Here is a 16,481-nt window from a genome sequence, read left to right on the forward strand (position 1 = left end):
ATAATTCATAATTTCGTACGGTTAATTAAACTATCAATAATTAATAACCAAAAAACACAATATTATGGTACAGTTTGTTTTAGAAATAGCGATCAAGATTATAGATTTTGTAAGCAGTTTATTATAGTAAGAATAATAATTAAATATCTTTGTAAAGTATAACCAGTTCACTATGGTTATACTTTTTTGTTTTAAACTCACTTAATATTATTGGTTTTTACGACCAAATTTTCACCATCTATGAAAAAACTATTCGGTAAATTAATGCTCAAACTCGTCGGCTGGAAAGTAGTCTTAGAAGGCGATGTCGATAATCTTGACCGTTGCATTTTAGTCGTTGCACCCCATACGGCAAATGAAGAATACATGTTGGGTAATTTCGCCTACTGGTCTTTGGGGAAGCCGTTAAGAGTGATCATAAAAGATCAACATACCAAAGCCTGGTACGGTTTTATGATTAAGGCAATGGGCGGCGTGGGCATTGATCGTTCCCAGAAAAATAATCTGGTTAAATTTGTGGCAGATTTATTTGAAAAAGAAAACTTCAGTTTGGTGATCACCCCCGAAGGAACCAGAAGTTGGGTGCCAAAATGGCGAAAAGGATTCTACCACATGGCTTTGGCTGCGAAAGTGCCGGTTGTAATTGCCTCGGGAGATTTTAAAGATAAAATTATTTATTTGGGTAAAAAGATTTCTGTAGAGGATATACAAACCCGAACTTATGAAGATATCATGACAGAATTGGAGGAGTATTATACCCACAGAACTCCAAAAGTTCCAGAAAATTGGAATCCAAAAATTTTTTAACTTAATTTTTACGTATGGCTTTCATGGAAAATAAAGAACAGATTTTAGAAAAATTAAATACTTGGGGTGGCGAAACTTTAGGTAAAACTTTAGATATTATATTTACTGATGTAACTGACGATACCCTTACGGCAACCATGCCTGTAACTCCAAAGGTTCATCAACCGTACGGAATTATGCATGGTGGAGCCAGTTGCGTTTTAGCCGAAACTTTGGGATCTTGTTTGTCTGTAATCCACGTCGATACAGAAAAATTCGCGCCTGTCGGAACCAATATTAATTCTAATCATTTGCGCAGTAAAAAAGACGGTATCGTGACTGGAACTGCAAGATTTATCCGCAAAGGAAACACAATGCACGTTTCTGAAATCGAGATCCGGGACGAAAAAGGTGTGCTTATTAATCATACTACCATGACCAACAATATTATTACGCGCTAGATAACAAGATTTCAATGTTATATTTTAGATTTCCTTTTTCCGATGAAATTTTTACTACTGATGATTCTTCTGCTCAAAATGCAGTTTCATTTGTTTCTTTTGATGGTTTAAATGAATTAAATTTTAAAGGGGAAATTAAAGAAGTTCCACGCGATACTTTTTTAGCACAGGGAAATTCAATGAAAACGACTGCGAGTAAGCTTTGTGTTTTCAGACCTGAAACTAAAAAAGATTACGAACAAAAAATAAATAAAGTCATCAACTTTGTGAAAAATGAAAATCTTTCTAAATTGGTTATTTCGAGGAGAAAATTGGTCAGCTATGAAGGTTCAAAACCAAACTTTTCCAAAACCTTTTTAAATCTTTGTGAAGCATATCCAAACGCTTTTGTTTATTTTTTCACTAAAAACAACCAAAGTTGGATGGGAGCTTTTTCAGAAGTCCTAGGGAGTTTCAACAAGAAAACTTTGGAGTTTGAAACCATGAGTTTGGCGGGAACTACGCAAATAGATGAAACTTGGACGCGCAAAGAACTTGCAGAGCAACGCCACGTCACCGATTATATCTCCAATATTTTAAAAGACTATTCGGTTGACGTGACAAAATCTGAAACGTACGATCATCCCTCAGGAAACATCAAACATTTACGAACCGATTTTAAGGCTAAAATTAAAAGCCAAGATTTGGAGAAGATCATTGCAGAATTGCATCCAACGCCGGCGGTTTGTGGTTTCCCGAAAAAATTTTGTCAGCAAGCAATAGCGAAATTTGAAGAGCATCGGCGCAGTTTTTACGCTGGTTATATTAAAGTTGAAACTGCAGAAACGATTCAATATTTTGTTAATTTAAGATGTGCGGAGTTTTTTCAGAATGTAGCTTTAATTTATGTCGGCGGCGGAATTACGGCAGAAAGTTCCTCAGAAAAAGAATGGCAGGAAACTGAATTAAAAGCGGAAGCTATTTTAAAAAATCTTTCTTTTTTCTAAAATCTTAATTAATTCAAAATTCATCATCGTCATTTATCAAGGCGAAATTTTTCCAGACTTTATTTAAACCGTATTTTTGTTTTTTTAGAAAAGATGAAATTATATTATACAATTCTTGGTGCTACGCCGAAAGGTCGGAATATTGAGCAGCATGATGTTTTTTTTGGACTCGCCGAAACTCTGAAAGATTTGGTGCCGCAAATGCAACAATTTTGGCCAGAAGCGAACGGTAAAATTCATATTGATTGTTACCAGGAAGTGCAGTTTGCTGATGGTTACGAAGTCCAGATCGTAGAGAAAACCAACCAAATTTCACAACATCAATTATTTTTCATCAATCTTGGTGGATATCAGTTGGGTAAATTTGAAGAATTTCATCAGCAATATTTAATGGTCGGAAAATCCATGTCGGAAATTATTAAAAGAGTGAAGCAAACCGACTTTTATAAAACCATGGGTTTCAAAAATGCAACCAGTCATATCGATGATAAACATGGTGTTGACATTGATGACATCTTTAAAGTGAATGATATTTTACCTTTAGAAATGAAGGAGAAATATTCTATTGCCTTAAAGAAATCTGATGTTGAAAATCAGGAAAACTTTACGCATATTGGCTATTTAAAAATTGATAAATTAAAGTAAATCATGAAAATTGGAATTTTAGGAGGTGGGCAACTTGGTCGTATGTTGATTCAGGAAGCTTTGAAATACGATGATGAATTCTATATTCTCGATCCCAACGAAGATTGTTCGTGCGCCAATATTTCTTTTTTCACCCAAGGAGATTTCAATAAAAAGGAAGATGTGCTCCAGTTCGGACAAGATAAGGACGTGGTTTCTATCGAAATAGAACACGTTAATGTAGAATCGTTGGAAGAGCTGGAGAAGCAAGGCATAAAAGTAATTCCGAATTCGAATATCATTAAGATTATTCAGCAAAAAATTCATCAGAAGCAGTTTTACAAACACCATCAAATCCCAAGTCCAGATTTTCAAGTGATTCAATCTTTGAAAGAAGAAGTTAGAATTGGTTTTCCCTTTGTTCAAAAATTGAATACGGGAGGTTACGACGGGAAAGGCGTTCAGGTGATTATGTCCGAAAAAGATTTAGAACAAATGTGGGACGAACCATCGGTTTTAGAAAATTTGGTGGATATCGATAAAGAACTTTCTTTGATTATTGCTAAGAATGAGCGGGGAGAAATCAAGAGTTTTCCGGTCACCGAGATGGTTGCCGATCCTAAACTGAATTTACTCGATTTTAATATTTGTCCAACCCAAATTTCGGCCGACGTTCAAACTCAAATTGATATTATTGCTGAAAAGTTTATCATAGCAGCAGATTCCGAAGGTTTATTTGCCATCGAATTATTTTTGGATAAAGGTGGAAAAGTTTGGGTGAATGAAACTGCGCCTCGTTTGCACAATTCTGGACATCAAACACAGGAAGGAAATGTAAATTCTCAGTTTGAGCAATTTTATCGAGTCTTGAAAAATCTTCCTTTGGCAGATACTTCTGCCTCTGGTTTTTCTGGAATGTTAAATTTGGTTGGTGAACAAAATTATACTGGGAAAGTAAAATACGAAGGTTTGGAAAATGTTTTGAAATTACCAAATACGTACGTTCATTTGTATGGGAAAACGGAAACGAAACCTGGTCGAAAAATGGGACATATCAATGTTTTGGCAAATTCTCGCCAGGAACTTTTGCAGCAATTAATTGATGTTAAATCTTTGGTGAAAGTTGTTTCTGTTTAAGGCCAAGAGATCTTCATCTCAGACAATTTTATAAAAAAAGTGATTCTTCTGAAGAAGAGTCACTTAATTATATTTACAAGTTGGTGGCTAAATTTTTGCCATCTCCGCTTTGATTTTGTTTTTCAATCCTTCTGTAGCTACAACCAAAGGCAGTCTTACATAATTTTTCACGATTCCCATTTCTGCTAAAATTGTTTTAATTCCAGCCGGATTTCCTTCCGCGAAAATCATTCTTGTAATTTCAACCATTTTGTTGTGGATTTCATAGGCTTCTTTTACTTTACCGTCAAACGCTAACTGAACCATCGCGGAAAATTCTTTCGGATATCCTTGTCCAATTACGGAAATAACGCCTTGTCCGCCCGCTAAAGTTACTGGAAGTGTAAATTCATCGTCTCCCGAAACCAAGTTGAAATGATCAGGTTTTTGACGTAAAATATCGAAATATTGATTGATATTCGGTCCAGCTTCTTTAATTAAAAATAAATTCGGAAAATCTTTGGCTAATCTTAAAGTCGTGGAAGCTTCGAGATTTTGCCCAGTTCTGGACGGAACATTATAAATGATAATTTGTTTGCCCGTTCCCGCCAACATTTTGTAATGTTGGTAAAGTCCTTCCTGACTTGGTCTGTTGTAATATGGAGAGACTGAGAGTACAGCCTCGAAAGCTGATAAATCAGTCTCCTCGATTTGCCTTTTGACTTCCAAGGTATCGTTTCCACCAATTCCTAAAACCAGTGGTAAACGCTGAGCATTAACCTTGATGATATGCTGAATGACTTGCTTTTTCTCTTCATTGGTAAGGGTTGCTACTTCTGCAGTGGTTCCTAAAACTACTAAATAATTCGTACCGTTATTAATATTGAACTCAACCAGTTTGGTTAGCGAATCAAAATCAACTGATAAATCTTCATTAAAAGGTGTAACCAAAGCGACACCCAAGCCTTTTAAATTCCTCATTTTTATAAAATTAATGTCTCAAAATTACGGAAATTAATACGAGAATTTATTAAAATAGAGGATAAGTTTATATTCATATCTTTATATTTGCAATAATACATTTTAGAACCATGAAGACAAGATATCTGATTTCGGGCTTGGCGCTTTTATCGATAATTTCGTGTAAAACGCCGCTGAATATTGCGAAGGTACAACCCGAGAAAAATATTTCAATTTCCAAAGATTTACCCGAAGATCAAATTTTTAAAAGTATCATTGAACCTTATAAAATGGAATTGGAAGGGAAGATGAACACCAAAATTTCCCACACTTCTGTAGATTTGACCAAACAGGGCGACGATAGTAATTTAGGAAATTTATTGGCCGACTACACATTTGAAGGCGCAGATGACTGGGCAAAGAAAAACGGAATTCCAGGTGGCGTAGACGGCGCGGTAATCAACATTGGTGGAATCCGAACTACAATTGCAGCCGGCGATATCATGACGCGACAGATCTATGAAGTGATGCCGTTTGAAAATGAAGTCATGATCATGAAAATGAAAGGCAGTGATATGCAGGGACTTTTTGATTATTATTTAAAAACGCTCAAGAACAATCCAGTTTCTCATATCGTGATTGAAACTGATAAAGATAAAATCGTCAATCAGCTCATCAACGGAAAGCCAATTGATCCAGCTAAAACATATTACATTGCAACCTCTGATTATTTAGCTCTTGGTGGCGATAATATGGATTACTTTAAAAAAGGCGAAATGATTGCGACAGGAATTAAGTTGCGCGATTTATTTCTGGAGAAGTTTATTGCCAATCCTGAAATTAAAGTCCCGACTGATTCACGCCTTAATTTTAAAAACAAAAAAAATAACAAAACAGATGAATAGGAAACAATTTCTAAAAACTGTCGGCGGTGGAACACTGGCAATGACTTTGGCTCCAAATCTTTTAATGGCTGAGAATTTTTCAGCTTTGAGTGCAGCCTCAGAAAACCAACTGACTATTCTTCATACCAATGATCAACACAGTAGAATTGAACCTTTTGATGCTACATATACCCGCAATCCAAATCAAGGTGGTTTTGCCCGAAGAGCGGCATTAATTCAGAAAATAAGAAGTCAGGAAAGCAATGTTCTTTTACTTGATTCCGGTGATACTTTTCAGGGAACGCCTTACTTCAATTTTTTTGGAGGCGAACTGGAATTTAAATTAATGTCGATGATGGGTTACGATGCTTCTACCATGGGAAATCATGATTTCGATAATGGATTAGCTGGTTTTAAGAAAGTGAGATCTGTGGCAAAGTTTCCTTTTCTTTGTTCCAATTATGACTTTAAAAACACCATTCTGGAAGGGGAAACTGAAAAATATAAGATCTTTAATAAAAATGGAATTAAAGTAGGAATATTTGGAGTCGGAATTAAATTGGCTGGCTTAGTTGGCAAAAAAGATTACGGCGAAACTGAATATCTGGATCCGATTGAAACGGCTCAACATTACTCCGATTTTTTAAAAAATGAAAAGAAATGTGATATGGTGATTTGCCTATCTCATATCGGATATGACTACAGAGACGATACTACCAAAGTTTCCGATAAAATTTTAGCTGCAAATACAACAGGAATCGATTTAATCTTAGGAGGTCATACTCATACTTTTTTACCAGAACCACAATCTTTTTTAAATAAAAGTGGCAAGAACGTTTTGGTCAATCAAGTCGGCTGGGCAGGATTGCTTTTAGGTAAAATCACTTTTTATTTCGATAAAAACAAGAATGTGAAAAATATTTCGTGGAACAATCAAGTTATAGATGATAGCATTTTAGTTTAATCCCATGAAAAAAATACTACCACTTTTACTTTTTGTGTTCTCGATCAATATTTGTGCGCAGAAAATTTCGTCTGCGAAATGGTCAGATTTGTTTTCGTACAATAATGTTTTGTCCATTCGAGAAGATAATGGGAAACTGATTGCTGCTACCGAAAACGGTATATTTTTCTATACGCCCGCCTCAGGAGAAATTACCAAACTTTCTAAAGCAAACGGACTGCATGAGGTGAAAATTTCGGCATTCGATTATAACGCTGAGACGAAAATTGGTTTGGTGGGTTATAAAAATGGATCGATGGATGTTATAACTCCGGAAGGTATTACGTACGTTGTTGATATCCCAATTGCTACAGGGTACAGTGGTGAGAAAAAGATTAATCACATTTCCATCACAGGAAATTTGGCCGTTATTTCGGTAGATTATGGCGTTTCAATTTTCAGGTTAGATAAAAAAGAATTTGGCGATTCGGCTTTCTTTATTAATGCTGGTGTCTATCAGCCGTCGAGAGAAGCAGTCATTAAAGATAATATCGTTTACGCAGCTACTTCAACAGGTTTGAAAACTCACGAAATGAATGTGACTTTTCCGATTTTTACAACGTGGACCACGATTGCAGGTGGTGATCTTAAACAAATATCTAGTGGAAGTGTAATTGCTTATGCCAATGGCAATCAGGTTTTTTACGGAAATGGAACAAGTTTTACAGGAATATCTCAATCGTTTTCAGCAGTTCAGGATGTTTTAGTTACGGCTCAAAATATCATCGTTACAGATGCTACAAAAGCGTATGTATTTGGTTTAACGGGAAATCTCATAAAATCATATGATGCAAATGAAGCGTTAAATACGTCTTTTTTCAGCGATTCTAAGATATATGCTGGGTCGAAATTGGCAGGAATGCTTAACGAAAGTGGAGAAAGTTTAAAAGCAGATGGTCCCTACAATAGTACTTCTTATAAAATAAATACTCAAGGTGCGCAACTTTTGATTTCTTCAGGGGGTCGTATTGATTATAATAATCCCATTTATAATAACTTGGGATATTATCATTTTGATGGGATTAAGTGGAATTATCCTAATTTATTTAAAAACTTTGTAGGTAACTTAAATGTGCTAGATGCTGTAATTAATCCATTAAAATCAGACGAAATTTTCTTTACCAATTATACATTTGATGATGCGAGCAAAGGTATTTATAAAATTGTTAGTGGACAATTGGTGAAAAAATACGCTAGTACAGGAGGAGTCTATAATCGGGTAGTGGGATCCGTTTTTGACGAAAATAATCAATTATTTGTTTCTGTTTGGAGCGGTTCTGATACTTCTGGGAAAATCGGCTTTTACTTGTATAATACAAATTCAGATCAATTTAATTTAGTTTCTGTGGTATCAGCTGGCCTTGTTCAGAAGCCTGTAGTTTCATCTGGATTACTATTTATACCAGCTCCGTTTTTTTCTAGTGGAGGACTGCTGATTTATGATTACAAAAATACCCCCGCTTCTTTAAGTGATGATCGTTTTAAAATCATACGAAAAGGAAATAATCTTCCTGCTGATGGAGTAGTTTCGGTAGCAGTAGATAAAAATGATGATGTTTGGATTGGCGGTCGATCAGGCCTTAGAATATTACAAAATCCATCAGCCGCAATTGATGAAGATAATCCTCAAGCCGAGCCTATTATCATTGAAGAAAATGGTACTGGAGAGGAGCTCTTTAGAGACAGTCATATTCTGCAAATCGAAGTGGACCAAGGAAATCAAAAGTGGATTTCCGTAGACGATGGAGGAGTATTTTATTTGAGTTCAAATGGAGAGAAAACTTTACAGCAGTTTACCAGAGCCAACTCACCTTTACCTACCAATAACGTCACAGACATAAAAGTTGACAGTAAAACAGGGAAAGTATATTTCGTGACTATAGATGGAGTAGTAGTTTATCAAGGTGATGTTTTAGATGTTACTGAAAACTTCGGCGAAGTCTTGGTGTATCCAAATCCCGTGATATACGCTCAATATAAAGGAAATGTTCGCATTCGAGGATTAGCGGCTAAAACAAACCTTAGAATCACCGATGCGGCAGGTAATTTAGTTCATCAGGCAATCGCTAGGGGTGGTTCCTATGAATGGAATCTTGCTAATAATCGTGGTGTACGTGTTGCCTCAGGGATTTATTTTGTTTTGATGACCAATGAAGATGGTACAGATACTTCAACTGCTAAAATAGCTGTTGTGAATTAATGCAGACCCAAACTTGCTTTCTGCTTTCCTATTTAAAGTATGGTGACAATGATGCCATATTGCACTGTTTCTCCTTAGAAAATGGCTTTCATAGTTTTTTTGCTAAGGGGATTTATACTGCTAAAAATAAGAAAAAACCTTACTTATTTCCGCTGAATTTATTAACCATAACTGTTTCTACAATTGTGGCAGAAAATAAAATGTCCCGAATTTCTAAAATTGAATTGGCACCCAATCATTATGATTTCGAGGAGGTGACCATGAACACTATTTTGTTTTTTACAGCAGACTTTTTACACCAAGTTCTGCGCGAAGAAGGGAAAAACCAATTTCTCTTTAATGAGATACAAATACTCAGAAAAGAAATCAGTCTCCAGAATTACGATGCTTACTTGGTTTTCATATTTAAATTTCTTCAAATTTCCGGAATTGCGCCAATGTATGAGAATAGAAAATTTTTAAATCCAGAAAGTGGCCTCTTCGAAAATGAAATTTCGCACCCTTTTTTTACAGAAAATATTTCTAATATGTGGAAAAGTTTTACTAACACGGTTGAAGGATATCAAATACGCCTTAATCGAACTGATAGGAGTTCATTTCTCGACTCCCTGATGATTTACTGTCGAATTCACATCAGCGGCTTTTACACGCCAAATTCATTGGCGGTAATTCGTCAAATTTTTGAATAGTATATTCTTTGCACAAAAAAAGTTCCTCATTATAAGGAACTTTATCTTCTCTACTAAAACGTAATTTTTAACGAGGAGTCGTTTTATAAACTTGAAAGTTAAATACAAAACTTCTATTTCTGAAAACAATACCACTGTAATCGAAGTGGGCGTCACGAGCAAAGGCTGCGCGCGATGGCACAATAATTACGCCTTGTAAAGTATAATTGCTTTCATCGGAGATATCGTACGCTTTAAATTTCTGTAACGCTTCTTTAAATCCTTCAATTTCGTAAAAACTTCTTTGCTTTGCCAATCCTTCTTTGGCATTATCCAAAATAGATTGTTTTACATAATAGTACGGCGGATCTAATTCAGGAATTCCTGAGCCTGAAATCGTGTTTCTAAAAATATATGGTGAATTAAATGCTACCTTACCTTCGTTCTCTGTCGCAACATAGGTCGTCGTATTGTTCATTAATCGAATAATATCTGAATTGCCTATACTTGTTCCAGGATTAGGTTGATTACTTGGTTTCATTACATAAATAACCCCAGATGGAAGAGTAATTGGATTCAAGCTGGCCAATTTTACATTCGTGGTATCGGTCGCTACATAATCCTTAATGTTTCCTCTGGCATCTAAATAATGGGTTTGCAAAAACTGTTCTGCGGCCTGATTATCGTAAGTATTTTGGGTTTCTATGGATACTTCAGGTACAATTTCCTCATTATCATCTTTTCTACATGAAGTAATTGCAATTGAAGCCAAGGCAAGAAACAAAAATGTCTTTTTCATATTTAATATTATCATTAAATTGCTAAAATTATTTAATCCAGCAAAAGTATAAATAAAATATGAGAATCGATAAGTTTTTATGGTGCGTTCGCTTTTATAAAACCAGAAGCATTGCTGCAGGCGAAATAAAAAAGAACAGAGTGTCGCTTGCAGGGCAAACTGTAAAATCATCCAGAGAGGTGAAATGCGGCGATTTAATCAAGATTAGAAAAAACCAAATAGATTATCAAATTAAGATTGTTCAAATTCCCAAAAGTCGGATTGGGGCAAAACTGGTTCCCCTTCACATCCAAGATAAGACTGACAAGGAACAATACGAAATAATGAAATTACGTCAACTAAGTCAGGAGCATTACCGTAACAAAGGCGAGGGTAGACCAACTAAAAAAGATCGCCGCGATCTCGATGACTATGTTGACGGAGATAGCAGCGCAGATATGGCCGATGGAGACTGGGATTTATTCTTTAGTGATGTAGATGATTCGAAAGCGGATTAAGAAGCGTCATAATTTCCGCTGCAATTTCTTCTGGCGTTTTAGAATCGGTACTTACCGTATATTTTGCTTGTCCGTAAAAAACTTGTCTTTCAAATAAATGTTTGGCGATAAATTCTGGTAAATCTTCATCAGCTATTTTGGCGATTAACGGGCGCTTTTGTTTTTGCTTCAATAATCTTCCAGCTAATGTTCCCACAGAAGTTCTTAAATAAACACTTTCGCTTTGGGAAGTTATGAGGTCGATATTATTATAATACGATGGAGTGCCGCCGCCTAAACTTAAAATACACTCTTTTTCGTTGTTTAAAATTTCTTCTAAAAGAGCTCTTTCTTCTTTTCGAAAGTAGATTTCGCCCCTTTTTTCGAATATTTCAGGAATACTCATGTTATTTTTCAAAATTATTTCCTTGTCTAAATCAATTAGTTTTAGGTGCGTTTTTTGACTCAAAACTTTGGAAATGTGAGATTTGCCACTGCCCATATAGCCGATAAGTGAAATGATCATATTTTTATTTTGGACAAAGTTCGAAAAAAATTTTGAGAATTTAAAAAAATAAGTATCTTTGCACCACTCTAAAACGAGAATACAATTCTGCAGATTTAGTGGTGACCGACTCGGTAGCTCAGCTGGTAGAGCAATACACTTTTAATGTATGGGTCCTGGGTTCGAATCCCAGCCGGGTCACTAGCGAAAAAACTCCGCCTCGTTTGTTAACGACGAGACGGTTTTTTTTTGCCTGCGTGGTGAAATTGGTAGACACGCCATCTTGAGGGGGTGGTTTCCTATGGATGTGCTGGTTCGAGTCCAGTCGCAGGCACAGCGCACATGAGCAATTAGTAATGTTTTCATGAGTAATTTAAAATTACTTATTACTGATAACTCATTAATTATTTAAAAAAGACCGACTCGGTAGCTCAGCTGGTAGAGCAATACACTTTTAATGTATGGGTCCTGGGTTCGAATCCCAGCCGGGTCACTAAAATTACTTCTTCGGAAGTAATTTTTTTTTTCATATTAATATTTGTGATTTGGTTTTCAAAAGTCTTCGTATAAAGAAGACTTTTGATGTTTTGGATGGTGAAATAATTTAAGAATTTTAAAAATATTTACATAAAAGGTTTCATTTCATCCTCAATCTTTTTCCGTAGATCCATTAGTTTAATGGCGTACTTCTCCATTTGCATATCTTGTTCGGTAGTTGGGGTGAATTTTGGAACTTCAACTGAGTTTCCTTCATCATCAACCGCCACGAAGACAATGATACAATGGGTTTTCTTTTCGAAATCCTTTCTTTTAATATTTCTTGAAAATACATTGATTGCAATATGCATACTTGTTTTACCGGTATAAATCACTTCTGCTTCCACTTTTACAATATGTCCGATTTTTATGGGAGAATAAAACCGAATTCCACCAACATAAACCGTAACACAATAACTGGAAGACCACGAACTCGCACAGGCGTAACCAGCTTGATCAATCCATTTCATTACGCTTCCACCGTGCACGTTTCCCCCATAATTCACATCACTCGGTTCCGATATAAATTGGAAAGTTGTTTTATTGCTCATATCTTTAATTTAAGATTGAAATTTAATGATTTTAAATTGAAGTGTACTTTAAATTAAACCTGAAAATAAACCGACTTGAATGATTACAATTTTTCGTGCTTTTCTTTAAAAATATTTTTTAAAAGAAGTGCTTTTTAAATAAAAATGAAATTTTAACAATCTTTAACAGCAGCACCGCATAGATTTTGAATGCTGATGTCTGCTTAAGAAAATCTGAAGCAAATCAATAAACATTAAAAAATAAAACAATGGGATTAGGATCATTTCTAAAAAACGTGGGTGAGAAAATATTTGGGGGCGGAGAAACTCCAGAAGAGCAAGCCCAAAAAGTAAAGAACCACGTAGCAAAATACGGTTTTGATACATCAGGTATCGCATTCACCGTGAAAGACGACAAAGTAACCATCAGTGGAGAAGCCAAAGATTGGGAGCAAAAAGGAAAAATTTATGTAGCTGCAGGTAACGTAGAAGGAATCGACGGCGTGACCGACAATATGACCGTAAAAGCTGTTTTAGCAGAAGCGGTTTCTCCAGTTGCAATGCCACAGGTGAAATATCATACGGTACAAAGTGGTGAATCACTATCTAAAATTTCTAAAGAAGTTTACGGAGACGCCAATGCCTACAACAAAATCTTCGAAGCAAATAAACCAATGCTTTCAGATCCAGATAAAATTTATCCAGGTCAAGTTTTGGTTATTCCTCAATAATCATTTAAGAGTATTTTTCAAAATTAATCCGGTTCTTTTAGAATCGGATTCTTTATGTTTGTAAGTATGAAAAAAGTGCTTTATTTAAAGACCTGCGGAACTTGTATCAAGATTTTAAAGAGGTTTGATCTCTCCGCGTGGGAACTGCGTGAACTAAAAAGTGCACCGATTACAGAAGAAGAGTTAGCGCAAATGTATGAACAGACAAATTCCTACGAAGCACTATTCAGCCGACGATCCACTCAAATTAAAGCGCGAAATATCGATTTGAAAACTTTAGAAGAAAATGATTTTAAACACTTGATTTTAGATCATTATTCATTTTTGAAAAGACCAGTCTTCCTGACCGATGAAAAAATTTTTGTTGGTAATGATAAGAAGAATATTGAGAATTTAGAAAACTTTTTTAAAGTCAAATAGTGAGGTTTTTATTACTGCTTTTTTTCTCAACTAATCTCAGTTCTCAAACAGTTTATAAAACGCCATCGGGATTGAAGTATCATCTCTCAAATTGTCGGATGGTTAAGAATGTTTCTTCTCATTTAAATATAGATAAAGCAATTCAAAATGGTCTGTCTCCTTGCAAAATTTGTCGTCCGCCTTTTCGTCAAACTTTAGGAGTTATTTCTAAACCGAAGAAAACCGCTGGCATTAGTTCACAAAATAGATGTATTGCTAGTACCAAAGCTGGGACTCGTTGCAAGAGAAACACGAAAATAGGCAATGATCGCTGCTTTCAACATTGACCCTAAAAAAAATCGTCTCACCATTTTCTGATGAGACGATTTCCATTTTATTTATTTAGATTTCCTTTCCAGCAAATTGTAAACGCTTATACTTACAACTGCTCCCAGAAGATAATAGCCCGCGGTCATCCACTTCTTTTTATCGGTGTTCGTTGCTTTGTTATTTCCTAACAGTTGATCTGCCAAACCAATCGTTCCAGCTGCTCCTAAGAGTCCAGTTCCTAAAGTCTTACTAATAATTTGCGACGTATTTGTCGACGTAGCTAAGGTTGAAAATAGCAGAGCGTTAGATAAAATGTTTCCGCCCATCGCCGCAGCGTAAACTTGCTCCTCATCGGAAATGTTTACATCTACTTTTTCTAAGGAGGTTTGCACTGCTTTTTCCCCAACTTGATCTAAGTTAGGAGCACCAGTAACATATTTTTTAAAAATTTGATGCACGCCTGTGAGTGCTAAAGAACCTGCTAATCCTGCGATACTTCTGTTAATAAGTGACATAATGTTTAAATTTTTAGTGTATTAAAAAGACTGCGAAAACGATGCCAACCAAAAAAAGCAAGCGAATGAACACTTGCTTTTTGATATTTAAGTTTTCGCTTTTCTAAACGAAAGGAGTTTTTACAATTTTTGCGGGAACATTTTTATTTCTAATCTGAATAAAGATATCAGAATCGATTTTGTTGTGACCAGTCGCCACATAAGCCAATCCAATTCCAATTCCTTTCATCGGACTCATCGTTCCCGAAGTCACTTTTCCAATCTCATTTCCTTCTGCATCAACCACCAAATAATCATGTCTTGGGATGGCTCTTTCCTGCATTTCAAAACCGACTAATTTCTTCGTAATTCCCTCTTCTTTCTGTTTTGCAAAACGTTCTTTGTCCACAAAATTCTTGTCGAATTTCGTAATCCAACCCAGTCCAGCTTCAAGCGGAGAAGTCGTATCGTCAATGTCATTTCCGTATAAACAAAACCCTTTTTCCAAACGCAAAGTGTCTCTGGAAGCCAATCCACACGGAGCAATGCCAAATTCTTCACCTGCTTCAATAATGGCGTCCCACAGTTTTACGGCATCTTCATTCTGAAAATAAATTTCGAAACCGCCACTGCCCGTGTAACCGGTATTGGAAATAATAACATCTGAAACTCCCGCAATTGTTCCCATTGAAAAATGGTAGTAAGGCAGTTCAGCAAGATTAATATCTGTAATTTTTTGCAAAGTCTCCGTTGCTTTCGGACCTTGAATTGCCAGTAAAGACATTTCATCAGAAGCATTGGTTAATTTTGCTCCAAATTGTTCATTATGTTTTGAAATATGCGCCCAGTCTTTATCAATATTTGAAGCATTTACCACCACGAAATATTTTTCATCAGACATTTTATAAACGATCAAATCATCTACGATTCCACCGTCTCCATTGGGCAAACAGGTATATTGTGCTTTTCCATCTTCGAGGGTGTCAACATTATTCGTCCCAACATATTGTAACAAATCTTTTGCAGCAGGGCCTTCTACGAAAAACTGACCCATGTGTGAAACATCAAAAACGCCCACTTTTTCACGAACTGCAAAATGCTCTTGGGTTACGCCCGCATATTGAACTGGCATTTCAAAACCTGCAAAAGGCACCATTTTCGCACCAAGCGACACATGCGTATCAAATAAAGGAGTTCTTTTCATATTATCTTTTTATTAATTTATTTTATCAGGAGCAACACCATTTTCGCTTCCTTGAAAATCCGGTCCCGCTATCCGTTATATCCACTCACCGCTTTCGCGAACTCGTGGGATGCCACTTCTATCGGGGCTAGAATTTCTTTTAGTTTATTTTTTTGAAAGATATTTTTTAGAGGAATTGAGTTTTTTATTAATTAATTATTTGAGTTTAAAAAATTACCATCAGCCATCAACCATCAACTATCAACTATCAGCCATCACCTAAAGCCTGTCCTTATATTCTCCCAAAATTATCTTAAACCATTCCGTAAAATGTTCTGGATTTGATTCCATTTCCTGGTCGAGAGCTTCCATGGTGATATAGCGTATTTCAGAAACCTCTTCTGCGTTTAAAGAGAATTCACCGTCATAATTACCGGTAAAAACGTGGTCTAATTCATGTTCCCATAATTTTCCGCCCACATCGGCTTTGTAGATGAAGTGAAACTTTGGACTTAACTCCATTGCTTCAATTCCCAGCTCTTCTTTTAATCTTCGTTGTGCTGCTTCTAAATAAGTTTCGCCAGCGCGAGGGTGCGAGCAAACCGCATTGGTCCATTGATTGGGCGAGTGGTATTTTTCGGCGGCTCTTTTCTGCAAAAGAACTTCTCCTTTTTCATTAAACAAAAACACCGAAAAGGCACGATGCAGCAATCCGTTTTCGTGGGCCTGCAATTTATCCATCAAACCCAGAACTTCATCATTTTCTGAGATTAAAACTACTTGTTCTTCCATCTTCACAAAATTAACAT

Annotated in this window: 19 protein-coding genes and 3 tRNA genes; 15 read left to right on the top strand and 7 right to left on the bottom strand. The window is 36.0% G+C overall.

Features of this window, described 5'->3' with window-relative positions; translation table 11 throughout:
* Nucleotides 1-240 precede the first annotated feature (240 nt).
* The 5 genes from BMX49_RS05355 to BMX49_RS05375 all read left to right on the top strand — a co-directional run bounded on the left by BMX49_RS05355 (nt 241) and on the right by BMX49_RS05375 (nt 3,994).
* Entirely contained in the window at nt 241-807 is a 567-nt protein-coding gene (locus tag BMX49_RS05355) for a 1-acyl-sn-glycerol-3-phosphate acyltransferase (RefSeq protein ID WP_034717079.1), read from the top strand.
* A 23-nt stretch (nt 808-830) separates the two neighbouring features.
* The gene (locus tag BMX49_RS05360) at nt 831-1,247 is read left to right on the top strand and encodes a PaaI family thioesterase (protein ID WP_034717472.1); all 417 of its coding nucleotides are present in this window, start codon (nt 831-833) and stop codon (nt 1,245-1,247) included.
* A gap of 14 nt (nt 1,248-1,261) precedes the next feature.
* On the top strand, nt 1,262-2,233 hold the full coding sequence (locus tag BMX49_RS05365) for a chorismate-binding protein (protein WP_034717076.1): 972 nt from the start codon (nt 1,262-1,264) through the stop codon (nt 2,231-2,233).
* 93 nt (nt 2,234-2,326) lie between these two features.
* Nucleotides 2,327-2,878 (top strand): DUF1543 domain-containing protein, encoded by a 552-nt coding sequence (locus tag BMX49_RS05370; protein WP_034717074.1) that lies wholly within the window; start codon nt 2,327-2,329, stop codon nt 2,876-2,878.
* A 3-nt stretch (nt 2,879-2,881) separates the two neighbouring features.
* A complete protein-coding gene (locus tag BMX49_RS05375; RefSeq protein WP_034717073.1) occupies nt 2,882-3,994 on the top strand; it encodes a 5-(carboxyamino)imidazole ribonucleotide synthase in 1,113 nt (370 codons plus the stop codon).
* Nucleotides 3,995-4,081: 87 nt separating this feature from the next.
* Here BMX49_RS05375 and dapA read toward each other — a convergent pair whose 3' ends face one another.
* Nucleotides 4,082-4,954: a 4-hydroxy-tetrahydrodipicolinate synthase gene (gene dapA / locus BMX49_RS05380; RefSeq protein WP_034717072.1), complete on the bottom strand. Its 873-nt coding sequence runs from the start codon at nt 4,952-4,954 to the stop codon at nt 4,082-4,084.
* 110 nt (nt 4,955-5,064) lie between these two features.
* Between dapA and BMX49_RS05385 the strand changes: the two genes are divergently transcribed.
* From BMX49_RS05385 to recO, 4 genes are read left to right on the top strand one after another with little or no spacing between them, the layout of a single operon-like run.
* A complete protein-coding gene (locus BMX49_RS05385; protein WP_034717071.1) occupies nt 5,065-5,838 on the top strand; it encodes a 5'-nucleotidase C-terminal domain-containing protein in 774 nt (257 codons plus the stop codon).
* Nucleotides 5,831-6,781, top strand: coding sequence for a bifunctional metallophosphatase/5'-nucleotidase (locus tag BMX49_RS05390; protein ID WP_034717069.1), 951 nt, complete (start codon nt 5,831-5,833; stop codon nt 6,779-6,781). Before BMX49_RS05385 ends, BMX49_RS05390 begins: the two co-directional genes overlap by 8 nt.
* 4 nt (nt 6,782-6,785) lie before the next feature.
* Nucleotides 6,786-9,020 carry a type IX secretion system anionic LPS delivery protein PorZ gene (porZ, locus tag BMX49_RS05395; RefSeq protein WP_034717066.1) on the top strand — a complete coding sequence of 745 codons (2,235 nt, stop codon included), beginning with the start codon at nt 6,786-6,788 and terminating at the stop codon, nt 9,018-9,020.
* The gene (gene recO, locus BMX49_RS05400) at nt 9,020-9,709 is read left to right on the top strand and encodes a DNA repair protein RecO (RefSeq protein ID WP_034717063.1); all 690 of its coding nucleotides are present in this window, start codon (nt 9,020-9,022) and stop codon (nt 9,707-9,709) included. Before porZ ends, recO begins: the two co-directional genes overlap by 1 nt.
* A 67-nt stretch (nt 9,710-9,776) precedes the next feature.
* Here the strand turns inward: recO and BMX49_RS05405 are convergent, their stop codons facing one another.
* Nucleotides 9,777-10,487: a hypothetical protein gene (locus BMX49_RS05405; protein WP_034717061.1), complete on the bottom strand. Its 711-nt coding sequence runs from the start codon at nt 10,485-10,487 to the stop codon at nt 9,777-9,779.
* 59 nt (nt 10,488-10,546) lie between these two features.
* On the opposite strand from BMX49_RS05405, the gene BMX49_RS05410 reads away from it, so the two are divergent.
* On the top strand, nt 10,547-10,984 hold the full coding sequence (locus BMX49_RS05410; RefSeq protein ID WP_034717059.1) for an Hsp15 family ribosome-associated heat shock protein: 438 nt from the start codon (nt 10,547-10,549) through the stop codon (nt 10,982-10,984).
* On the opposite strand, the gene BMX49_RS05415 is transcribed toward BMX49_RS05410, so the two are convergent.
* Nucleotides 10,953-11,489, bottom strand: a complete 537-nt coding sequence (locus tag BMX49_RS05415; RefSeq protein WP_034717057.1) for a shikimate kinase — start codon at nt 11,487-11,489, stop codon at nt 10,953-10,955. The genes BMX49_RS05410 and BMX49_RS05415 overlap by 32 nt on opposite strands.
* Before the next feature lie 107 nt (nt 11,490-11,596).
* Between BMX49_RS05415 and BMX49_RS05420 the strand changes: the two genes are divergently transcribed.
* The 3 genes from BMX49_RS05420 (at nt 11,597) to BMX49_RS05430 (ending at nt 11,961) form a co-directional block, all read left to right on the top strand.
* Nucleotides 11,597-11,669, top strand: a tRNA-Lys gene (locus BMX49_RS05420).
* Between the two features lie 50 nt (nt 11,670-11,719).
* Nucleotides 11,720-11,802, top strand: a tRNA-Leu gene (locus BMX49_RS05425).
* An 86-nt stretch (nt 11,803-11,888) separates the two neighbouring features.
* A tRNA-Lys gene (locus BMX49_RS05430) sits at nt 11,889-11,961 on the top strand.
* A gap of 130 nt (nt 11,962-12,091) precedes the next feature.
* Here the strand turns inward: BMX49_RS05430 and BMX49_RS05435 are convergent.
* Nucleotides 12,092-12,556 carry an acyl-CoA thioesterase gene (locus tag BMX49_RS05435; RefSeq protein WP_034717055.1) on the bottom strand — a complete coding sequence of 155 codons (465 nt, stop codon included), beginning with the start codon at nt 12,554-12,556 and terminating at the stop codon, nt 12,092-12,094.
* Between the two features lie 248 nt (nt 12,557-12,804).
* Between BMX49_RS05435 and lysM the strand changes: the two genes are divergently transcribed.
* The gene (lysM, locus tag BMX49_RS05440; protein WP_034717053.1) at nt 12,805-13,266 is read left to right on the top strand and encodes a peptidoglycan-binding protein LysM; all 462 of its coding nucleotides are present in this window, start codon (nt 12,805-12,807) and stop codon (nt 13,264-13,266) included.
* 66 nt (nt 13,267-13,332) lie between these two features.
* On the top strand, nt 13,333-13,686 hold the full coding sequence (locus BMX49_RS05445; RefSeq protein WP_034717051.1) for an arsenate reductase family protein: 354 nt from the start codon (nt 13,333-13,335) through the stop codon (nt 13,684-13,686).
* A 377-nt stretch (nt 13,687-14,063) separates the two neighbouring features.
* Here BMX49_RS05445 and BMX49_RS05450 read toward each other — a convergent pair whose 3' ends face one another.
* The 3 genes from BMX49_RS05450 to idi all read right to left on the bottom strand — a co-directional run bounded on the left by BMX49_RS05450 (nt 14,064) and on the right by idi (nt 16,464).
* Entirely contained in the window at nt 14,064-14,510 is a 447-nt protein-coding gene (locus BMX49_RS05450) for a hypothetical protein (RefSeq protein WP_034717050.1), read from the bottom strand.
* 103 nt (nt 14,511-14,613) lie between these two features.
* Complete coding sequence (gene gcvT / locus BMX49_RS05455; protein WP_034717048.1) at nt 14,614-15,693, bottom strand: glycine cleavage system aminomethyltransferase GcvT; 1,080 nt, start codon at nt 15,691-15,693, stop codon at nt 14,614-14,616.
* Between the two features lie 258 nt (nt 15,694-15,951).
* The gene (gene idi / locus BMX49_RS05460) at nt 15,952-16,464 is read right to left on the bottom strand and encodes an isopentenyl-diphosphate Delta-isomerase (RefSeq protein ID WP_034717046.1); all 513 of its coding nucleotides are present in this window, start codon (nt 16,462-16,464) and stop codon (nt 15,952-15,954) included.
* Nucleotides 16,465-16,481 lie beyond the last annotated feature (17 nt).

The organism is Kaistella antarctica (assembly GCF_900109615.1).
Lineage (GTDB): Bacteria > Bacteroidota > Bacteroidia > Flavobacteriales > Weeksellaceae > Kaistella > Kaistella antarctica.